Source organism: Corallococcus carmarthensis, assembly GCF_003611695.1.
Taxonomy (GTDB): domain Bacteria; phylum Myxococcota; class Myxococcia; order Myxococcales; family Myxococcaceae; genus Corallococcus; species Corallococcus carmarthensis.
In genome coordinates this window covers 1-8,465 of sequence record NZ_RAWE01000313.1, presented here as the reverse complement: position 1 = coordinate 8,465, position 8,465 = coordinate 1, and the positions used below count along the sequence as shown (strand labels likewise).

The 8,465-nt window shown below is 70.5% G+C and carries 9 protein-coding genes; 6 read left to right on the top strand and 3 right to left on the bottom strand.

All coding sequences use genetic code 11. From position 1 onward, the window contains the following. The 5 genes from D7X32_RS41395 to D7X32_RS41375 form a co-directional block, all read left to right on the top strand. On the top strand, positions 1 to 1,260 hold a 1,260-nt coding region (locus D7X32_RS41395), incomplete at its 5' end, for a putative porin (protein ID WP_120608018.1). A 12-nt stretch (positions 1,261 to 1,272) separates the two neighbouring features. Further along, positions 1,273 to 1,992 (top strand): VTC domain-containing protein, encoded by a 720-nt coding sequence (locus tag D7X32_RS41390; RefSeq protein WP_120608017.1) that lies wholly within the window; start codon positions 1,273 to 1,275, stop codon positions 1,990 to 1,992. A 6-nt stretch (positions 1,993 to 1,998) separates the two neighbouring features. Continuing rightward, complete coding sequence (gene tmk / locus D7X32_RS41385; protein WP_120608016.1) at positions 1,999 to 3,711, top strand: dTMP kinase; 1,713 nt, start codon at positions 1,999 to 2,001, stop codon at positions 3,709 to 3,711. Positions 3,712 to 3,716: 5 nt separating this feature from the next. Continuing rightward, positions 3,717 to 4,427 (top strand): DUF4956 domain-containing protein, encoded by a 711-nt coding sequence (locus D7X32_RS41380; RefSeq protein ID WP_120608020.1) that lies wholly within the window; start codon positions 3,717 to 3,719, stop codon positions 4,425 to 4,427. Further along, on the top strand, positions 4,424 to 5,230 hold the full coding sequence (locus D7X32_RS41375) for a hypothetical protein (RefSeq protein WP_120608015.1): 807 nt from the start codon (positions 4,424 to 4,426) through the stop codon (positions 5,228 to 5,230). The genes D7X32_RS41380 and D7X32_RS41375 overlap by 4 nt, the downstream gene beginning before the upstream one ends. Before the next feature lie 524 nt (positions 5,231 to 5,754). On the opposite strand, the gene D7X32_RS41365 is transcribed toward D7X32_RS41375, so the two are convergent. The 3 genes from D7X32_RS41365 to D7X32_RS41355 form a co-directional block, all read right to left on the bottom strand. Then, a complete protein-coding gene (locus tag D7X32_RS41365) occupies positions 5,755 to 6,177 on the bottom strand; it encodes a hypothetical protein (protein WP_120608013.1) in 423 nt (140 codons plus the stop codon). Further along, positions 6,177 to 6,485: a DUF6959 family protein gene (locus D7X32_RS41360; RefSeq protein WP_120608012.1), complete on the bottom strand. Its 309-nt coding sequence runs from the start codon at positions 6,483 to 6,485 to the stop codon at positions 6,177 to 6,179. The genes D7X32_RS41365 and D7X32_RS41360 overlap by 1 nt, the downstream gene beginning before the upstream one ends. Before the next feature lie 76 nt (positions 6,486 to 6,561). Then, the gene (locus tag D7X32_RS41355; protein ID WP_120528299.1) at positions 6,562 to 6,759 is read right to left on the bottom strand and encodes a hypothetical protein; all 198 of its coding nucleotides are present in this window, start codon (positions 6,757 to 6,759) and stop codon (positions 6,562 to 6,564) included. 208 nt (positions 6,760 to 6,967) lie between these two features. Here D7X32_RS41355 and D7X32_RS41350 point away from each other — a divergent pair. Next, positions 6,968 to 8,465 (top strand): metallophosphoesterase (locus D7X32_RS41350; protein ID WP_120608019.1); only part of this gene is annotated, 1,498 nt, incomplete at its 3' end.

The following is an 8,465-nucleotide window of genomic DNA, read 5'->3' as shown; positions in this document are numbered from 1 at the left end:
GAGGAAAAGGGGTGGCGGCGGGGACTGCTCGTCGCGGTCCTCCTGGGCCTGCCGGCGGTCGCTGGCGCGGCGCCGGAACCGGACGAGGACGCGGCGGCGGGAGCGGATCAGCCGCTGGAGGTCTCCGGAGACGACGACACGGCGAAGCCGGATGACGCCGCGGGCGACGCGTTGGACGGCGCGGTGGCGCAGGCGATGCCGGGCGGTTCGCAGGGGCCCGTCATGGGCGCGCCGGAACAGGTGAGCGAACCGGGCGCGCCGGTGCCGGACGCGGCGGTGCCGGGCAAGAAGAAGAAGAAGGACACCGGCCCCAAGGCGGACACGCTGGGCGAGGCGCCGGACGAAGCGGACAAGGTGGACGACAAGGGCGGTCCCTCGCAGCGCATCCGCGTGTTCGGCCGCGTGTTCGCGCGTGCCGCCGCCGACGAGCGCCAGAAGTACGAGCGCGACCTGGGCATCGAGTCGGCGCGCGTGGGCGTGGCCGCGTCGCTGTCCAACCTGGAGGCGGAGGTCAGCGCGGATCTCGCATCCAAGGCGATCTTGAAGGACGCCTTCGTGCGGCTGGCGGACGACGGCAAGCGGCTGCGGCTGTACGCGGGCCGCTTCAAGTCGCCCTTCCTCCAGCGCTCGCAGGAGTCGGCGTGGCGGCTGCCCATCCAGGAGCGCGGGCTCGTGGAGGACTACCTCACGGAGACGAACGCACTGGGCGGCCGGCGCCTGGGCCTGATGGGCGAGATGCGGCTCAAGGAAGCCTGGGGCCTGAAGCTGTCCGCGGGCCTCTTCGAGGGCGGCGAGGACGCGACCGGGAAGCGACTGAGCGAGGACGGCTCCGCGCGCCTGAGCATCCGCCCGTTCAAGTTCCTCACGCTGGGCACGAGCACGTACCTGACGCAGGTGATTGACGGGACGAAGCAGTACGCGACGGCGGCGGACGCGGAGCTGACGCTCGGGGGGCTGTCGTTGACGGGCGAGGCCGCGGCGGGCCGGCTGGCGTTGGGGCCGTTCCGCTCGCAGTCGGTGCTGGCCTCCTGGACGGTGCCGGTGGGCCGCCAGGGCTGGGCGGTGCAGCCGGTGGTGGGCGCGGAGGCGTTGCAATTGCAAGGCGGCATCCAGGCGCAGGGACATTCACTGACGGGGGGCTTCAACGTGTTGTTGGCGGATTCCTTCAAGGCGCAGGTCCAGGCGGAGCGTGCGCTCCGGCCGGGGGACGTGGCGCCCGCACTCGAGCTGTCGTTGCAGCTCGCCACCCGCTTCCGGTGAGGAGACCTGGACATGATCTCCTTCGCTGAAGGTGAAGTGACGAAGCTGCGCCGTGAGTTCAAGCGCGTGCTGGAGGCCTCCGAGGCCAAGGCGGTGTGCGCGCGGCTGTCCCAGGAGCTGGGCGGGATCCTGCCGCCTCCCACGCGCATCGTGTCGGTGTACTTCGACAAGCCGGGGTTTCCGTTGACGGAGCGCGCGCTGCGCACGCCGGACGACTGCCTCAAGGTGAGGACGAAGGAGTACTCGCCGGACGTGGGCGGCGCGGGCCGCGAGCGGGTGGTGCTGGAGGTGAAGCGCGAGCGCAACGGGCTCACGCAGAAGCGGCGCGTGTGGGTGCCGCGCGCGGAGCTGGGCCGGGCCATCAAGGGCGGCGTGAGCCTGCTGCCGCTCATCGCGGGGGGCAGCCTGTCGCCGGTGCTGGCGGTGACGTACCGGCGGCACGTGTACCAGGTGTCGCAGGAGTGGCGCGTGACGGTGGACCGGGACATCGGCTTCCACGCCGTGTCGCCGGAGCTGGCCCTGTCGCCCATGGCGCTGACGGTGGAGCGGTTGGGGATGCCCGCGTGGGAGGACTCGCGGGTGGTGGTGGAGGTGAAGCACCTCGGGGCGGAGTTGCCCGAGTGGCTGTCGGCCCTCAATCCGGGGGGCCCGACGGCGTACAGCAAGTTCGCGGAAGGCATGTCGCGGGTGCATGCCTTCGCATCAGGTGGCGTTGGGGTCGTAGGGGGTTAGGGCACCGTGTTCATCGATTTCGAAGGCATTGACGGCAGCGGCAAGACGACGCTGTCCAACCTGCTCGCGTCCCGGCTGAAGCGGCTGGGCTACAAGGTCGCGCACGCCCGTGAGGGAGGCGAGCTGCAGTCGCCCACCGCGCGGCGCATCCGCGACCTGACGCGCGACGCGCGGCTCCTGGAGATGGGCTCGCGCGCCGAGTTCTTCCTGAACCTGGCCCGCGACGCACAGCAACTGGAAGAGGTCATCGCGCCCGCGCTGAAGCGCGGCGACGTGTGCATCACCGACCGCTACCTCTACTCGCAGCTCGCGCTGACGGGCGGCGGGCGGGGCCTGAAGGAGGCGCAGCTGTTGCCCTCCTGCGAGCTGGCGTCGCAGGGGCTGTGGCCGGACCTGGTCATCCTGGTGGACGTCGACCCGGACCTGGCGCGGCTGCGCAAGCGGCTGGGCAAGGTGCAGAGCGGCAAGGTGAACGACGCGGACAGCCGCAAGGGCCTGGTGGGCGCGGGGCTGGCGGTGCGCGTGCGCGAGGCGTTCCTGGCCCAGGCCCGGAAGGACCCGTCGCGGTGGATCATCCTGGAGAACAATGATCAGCCGCTGCGCGTGCTGGAGCAGCGACTGGTGGACGCGGTGGTCGCGCGGCTGGAGGGCCGTGAGCAGCCGGTGCAGCGGCTGGTCCCCGCCCCTGCCCCGCCGCCGCCGGGCGTGGCGTCGGTGGACGACGTGGAGGAGCGCTTCTTCCACGCGGTGGACGCCCTGGATGCGCGCGAGCCGCAGCTGGCGGCGTGGCTGCTCAACGGCATCCCGGGGCTGGCCGCGCATCAGCGCCGGCTGACGTACGCGGAGCGGCTGCCCGGGCTCGTGGCCCGCAGCCTGACGGGGCTGGATGACGACACCGCGTGGACGCTGCGCGACGTGCTGTCGGCGAGCGTGCCGGTGGACGTGGCGGAGGGCCTGGGGTTCGTGACGTCCCCGCGCTCGCACGCGGTGCGGCAGCGGCTGTACGCGCAGGCGCCGGAGGCGGTGCTGGAGGGCCTCAAGCGCCAGGACTCGCCGGAAGCGTGGGCGCTGCGCGAGCGGGGCATGAAGGACGGACACCTGTCCGCGGTGCTGCTGGGCCTGGCCGGAGTGGACGGCGAGGAGTCCTGGGTGGTCCGCGAGGCGGGCATGCAGCGCAAGCTGTACTCGGAGGTGGCGCGAAGCCTGGGCGGCCTGACCACGGAGCGCGCGGAGGCGCTGCGCGAGGCGCTCATTCCGCACGACCGGCTGGCGGTGCTGAAGAGCACCACGGGGCTGGAGACGCCGGTCGCGGTGGGGCTGCGCGAGCAGTTGGAGAAGGGCGCGCTGAAGCTGGTGCTGCGCTCGCTGACCGGTGTGGATACGCCGCGCGCCTGGGCGATGCGTGAGCGGGGCGCGCAGCTCACCAAGGAGGCGCTGGACTCCGTGGACGGGATGGATTCGCCGAGCGCGTGGAAGCTGCGGGCCTCCGCGGCGCGCCGGTGGCCGGCGACGGTGGTGTCGTCGATGCGCGGACTGCCGCTGGTGGCGGAGACGCGGGCGCTGCTGGATCGCATCCTGGAGGAGCAGGCCGGGAAGCTGCCGGTGTTGCGCAACGCGTACGCGGTGGTGGCGCAGGCCCGTGCGCTGGAGCAGACGCAGCGGCCGGTGCGCTCCGTGGTGGAGACGGTCGGGATGGACGCCGGGCGGCAGGAGGCATGACGCCCATGGAAGGTCCGTTCGGTGCGCTGTTCCAGGACGTGGAGCAGGAGCTGCAGTCGCTGTCGATGGGGGCCATCCTCCCCCGGCTGGTGGCGTCGGCGCTGATTGGCGCGCTGTTGTCGTCGCGGCCCTGGCGGCTGGTGCTGGGCAAGCCGCTGCCGAAGGTGGAGATGGTGCAGGCGCAGATCCTCCTCTGCGCGGCGGCGGCGGTGATTACCGCGGTGATTGGCAACAGCGTGGCGAAGGCGTTCGGGCTGGTGGGCCTGGGCGGGTTCGTGCGGTTCCGGTCCGGGCTGAAGGACCCGCGTGACGCGGCCATCCTGTTCCTGGTGATTGGCCTGGGCATGGCGTGCGGCCACGGCAACCTGGTGCTGGCGTTCGTGGGCACGGCGTTCGTGGCGGTGCTGCTCTTCGTGCTGGACCTCTTCGAGAAGAAGGCCGTGGCGACGAAGGAGGCGAAGCAGCGGATGGTCGTATCCGCGCAGGCGGACGACCTGGTGCGCGCGGAGGCCACGCTGAGGACGGCGCTGGGGGAGCGCAACGTGCTGGTGAAGAGCTGCGCGTTGGACTTCTCCGCGCGGCGCGTGGAGCTGGAAGTGGAGGAGCCGGAGCCGGGAAGCCTGGCGGCGGCGTTGGGACGGACGGAAGGCGCGCCCTTGCGGGGGCTGCGGTGGACGGCGGTGAGCGCGAAGGGCGCGCGGGAGGAGACGGTATGAAGTTCAGGAAGCTGGCGGTGCTGTTCGCGGCGTGTGGGGCGTTGGCCGCCTGTGGTGGCGGGGGCAGCCTGCCCACGGGAAATGATCCAGGCGCGCCCACGACGAATCCGGACGGCACGGTGGACCTGCCGGGCAACCCGGTGGACCCGAACACGGGCGGCGGCACGAAGCCGGATCAGCAGGCCGAGTCCACGAAGCTCTGGCCGCTGACCACGGGCTCCACGTGGACCTACCGCATCACCGACCCGGTGGACGGCGTGTTCAACAAGGTGGTGACGGTGCAGGGCCCGGAGACAGTGCCGGGCACGACCATGTCGGCCGTCAAGGTGCACAGCAAGCAGGACCGCACGCAGACGGGCACGGTCTACGAGGAGAACTCCTGGCAGCTGGAGCTGACGACCGGCGTGGTGGTGCGCCTGCGCGAGGAGGACCTCCTGGACGGCGTGGCCTCGAAGGCGACGACCTGGTCCCCGGCGATGATGAAGTCCCTGGCGGCGGCGCCGGCCTCCGTGCCCTGGGAGCACCAGGACAAGGTGCGGGAGCTGATCACGTATTCCGCTGGCGGGACGGAAGGGAAGGATCCCACCTACGTCTGGAAGGTGTTGGAGAAGAACGTGACGGTGACGACGCCCGCGGGCACGTTCACCAACGCCATCAAGGTCCAGCGCGACAAGCTGAACAAGAGCGGCGAGGTGAAGGAGGAGAAGCAGCGCCTGTACTGGCTGGTCCCCGGCGTGGGCAAGGTCCGCGAGGACGGGGAACGGCTGGAGGAGCTGGTGTCCTACGACGTGAAGAAGCCGTAGGCCGCTGATTCATCTGGTTGGGATTGGAGCCCGGGTTGGCGCGAGGAATGCGCTGGCCCGGGTTCTTTCGTTCCTCGCAGGGGATTCGCACTTGAACGTTCTTCATCGGCGGTATCTGGCCGGGCCTTGTGACTCCAGCCCAGGTTCCCTGACCTCGACCGGTACATTCACCTCAAAGGCGATGACCGCGCTCGCTCCTTCCGTTCCGCCACTCCAATAAACCAGCCGGAATCTGCCCCCTCCTCCCCAGACTCCTCTCCACATAGACACGCTTCTCGCCCAGGCACCCTTCCTCCAGAACCACCCGGTCCCAGAGATTCGACTGCGCAGGCTCGACGCCAAACCTGTTGGCGAACTCCAACTGACCCACCAGCACCGCCAGCAATGGGGAGACATCGTCATCCTCCCCCAGCTCCGGCCACCCACACTGCGTCCGAACTCGCTCATTCCCCATCCAATGCCGGTTGAGCCACCTGCTCCGCAAGCCACCGCGGGAGCTTCGCCCGGCTCGGCTCAGGCGTCGTTCAGACGGGCGTCCCGGCCACCGGCACCACGGAGGACGTGACTCCCTTTGCTCCCAGCAGCTGCTTCAACCACTCCATCTCCACGCGGGTCCCTTCCCGTACGACACCGGGCATCCGGGCCTTCAGGACGCCCACTTCGGCCAGGGACAGCCCCAGCGTCTCCCGCAGCAGCTTCAGGGCCTGCAAGGCGAGAGCGCCCGGCGCCCGGACCTCCAGTCCCCAGGTCCCCTGCTCCTGAAGAAAGGCGCGGCGGAACGACTCTGGCGGCATCCCGATGCCATCCATCTCCCGCCGACCGCCGCAGTGCTCACACTGGTAGGAAGCCCAGTACCGAAGGCCTCCCACCGCGGACTGTCCGCCGTACAGGTCGACGGGACGGCCACAATCCCCGCAGGCCATCTGCTCCACCCGCGTCGCTGGCATCACTTCTCCGAGGAGCCCACGGCTTCGACATACGGCAGCGGAATCCCATGCGCCTTCAGGACGGACTCGTACACCGTCAGGGAGTTCCGGAGGAGCCCTTCGGCTTCCTCCAGGAGACCGCCCGCATCGTCCTCGCCAGCGTCAGTCGCAGACGACGGCGGCACCATCGCCCGCGCGTCCTTCACCAGCTCGTAGAGGATCCGCAGCGAGTCCCCTTGGATGACCACGCCCGGAAACTTCCGGCCCGGCATCCGGACCACGGCCGCGTTCGACTGTCTCGACAGCACTTCGACCCTGTCCTCGTCCATCGCGCCAGCCTCCGCCTCCGTAGCGACCTGGAAAGGTCGCCGGCGGCGTAGCTTGCCTGACAGGAGGGCATGGCGCTCAGGCGCGCGCGGCGTCGTCGTACGATACGCGCAGCCCGTCGTGCGTCACCGTGATGAACGGGCGGCCCATCCAGCCACAGTGCGTGCACACCGCGTTCGGACCGGTCGCGGTGACCCGCACCGGCAGGTCCGACTCGCACACGGGGCAGCCCTCGGGGAGGGTGTACTCACGGGTCTGGGAGTGGACTTCGGTCATGTCTTCAGGGGTAACGCAGCCCCCGGACTCCGCAAGGCGGTGCCCCCTACGCCCTTGCCCTGAAACACGCAATGCACGCCCTCCTGTCTGCCATTCCGCCCCAACCAGCGCCCGCTCCCCTGCCTACTCCTGGATGCCTGATTCCCGGATGAACGTTGAGCCATGAACGGTTGCGCCCGCGTCCCGAATATCTCGGGCCGGAGGATTCATGGACCGGACGAAGTCTCATTCGCTCGCCGCCCTGGCTGCCCTTCTTGTGGGGGGCTTCGCCTCGGGTGACGCGCTCGCCCTGCCGCGTGATCCCTACCTCCAGAAGGTGGGCCCCGACACCGCCACCGTGGCGTTCCGCCTGTCGTCGAACTGCTCCACCGCCCAGGTGCGCTTTGGCGTGGGCAGCGCCAGCCAGACGGCCAAATCCACGGCCACCGCGAAGATCCACGCCGTGGTCCTCACCGGCCTGGCCCCCGCCACCTCCTATACGTACTCCGTGGACGCGTGCGGTGAGACGACCCCGGCCAAGACGTTCAGCACCGCCCCCGTGCCCGGCACGCGGCGCGTGCACTTCGCCGCCGTGGGCGACTTCGGCACCGGCGGCAGCGACCAGAAGAAGGTCGCCGCCTCCATGCTCACCAACAAGCCGGAGCTCTTCGTCGCCCTGGGCGACAACGCCTACGCGTCCGGCACCGAGACCGAGTTCCAGACCAACCTCTTCACCCCCATGGCCGCCCTGCTCGCGCAGGTGCCCATGTTCGCCACGCCCGGCAATCACGAGTACGTCACGAACGAGGCCCAGCCCTACCTGGACAACCTCTACCTGCCCACCAACAACGCGGAGGGCTCGGAGCGCTACTACTCGTTCGACTGGGGGCACGTGCACTTCGTGTCCATCGACTCGAACTGCGCCGTGGGCCTGGCGTCCGCGAGCAAGTGCACGCTCGCCGCGCAGAAGGCGTTCGTGGAGAAGGACCTGGCCGCCACCACGCAGCCGTGGAAGGTCGTCTTCTTCCACCACCCGTCCTGGTCCAGCGGCGAGCACGGCTCGCAGCTCACCATGCGCCGCCAGTTCGGCCCCCTGTTCGAGAAGTACGGCGTGGACCTGGTCCTCACCGGCCATGACCACGACTACGAACGCAGCAAGCCCATGCTCGGTGACGCCGAGGCCGGCAAAAACGAGGCGGGCGTCCCCTACCTCGTCGTCGGCGGCGGCGGCGCCACCCTGCGCACGTTCGCCACGTCGCGCCCCTCCTGGAGCGTCATCCGCGACGACGCGGCCCATGGCTTCCTCGACGTGGACGTCGTCGAGGGCAACCTCACCGCGAAGCTCGTGAAGACGGACGGCGGCGTCCTGGACACGTTCACCCTCTCCAAGACGCTGCCCGCGCAACCGGAACCGCCGCGGGGCACGCTGAACGTCGCCGTCGACAGCGCCAGCGGCGCCGTGCCCCACACGGCCTCGTTCACCGCGACGCTCTCCCAGGGCAACGCCACCGTCGCCTGGGACTTCGGCGACGGCGCCACCGCGGCGGGCCCCCAGGCCCAGCACGTCTTCGCCCAGGCCGGCACCTACACCGTGACGGCCACGGCCATCGCCCAGGGCGCTTCCCCGCTGACGGCCACCACCGTCGTCACCGTGACGTCCAGCGGCACCGCCGAGCCTGGCACCGGCACCGGCGAGGACCCGGGCACCACCCCGTCCGACCCCGACC

Coding starts and splice junctions, on each gene's coding strand:
- D7X32_RS41390 (WP_120608017.1), top strand. CDS start 1,273: ATGATCTCCTTCGCTGAAGGTGAAGTGACGAAGCTGCGCCGTGAGTTC.
- D7X32_RS41380 (WP_120608020.1), top strand. CDS start 3,717: ATGGAAGGTCCGTTCGGTGCGCTGTTCCAGGACGTGGAGCAGGAGCTG.
- D7X32_RS41375 (WP_120608015.1), top strand. CDS start 4,424: ATGAAGTTCAGGAAGCTGGCGGTGCTGTTCGCGGCGTGTGGGGCGTTG.
- D7X32_RS41365 (WP_120608013.1), bottom strand. CDS start 6,177: ATGCCAGCGACGCGGGTGGAGCAGATGGCCTGCGGGGATTGTGGCCGT.
- D7X32_RS41360 (WP_120608012.1), bottom strand. CDS start 6,485: ATGGACGAGGACAGGGTCGAAGTGCTGTCGAGACAGTCGAACGCGGCC.
- D7X32_RS41355 (WP_120528299.1), bottom strand. CDS start 6,759: ATGACCGAAGTCCACTCCCAGACCCGTGAGTACACCCTCCCCGAGGGC.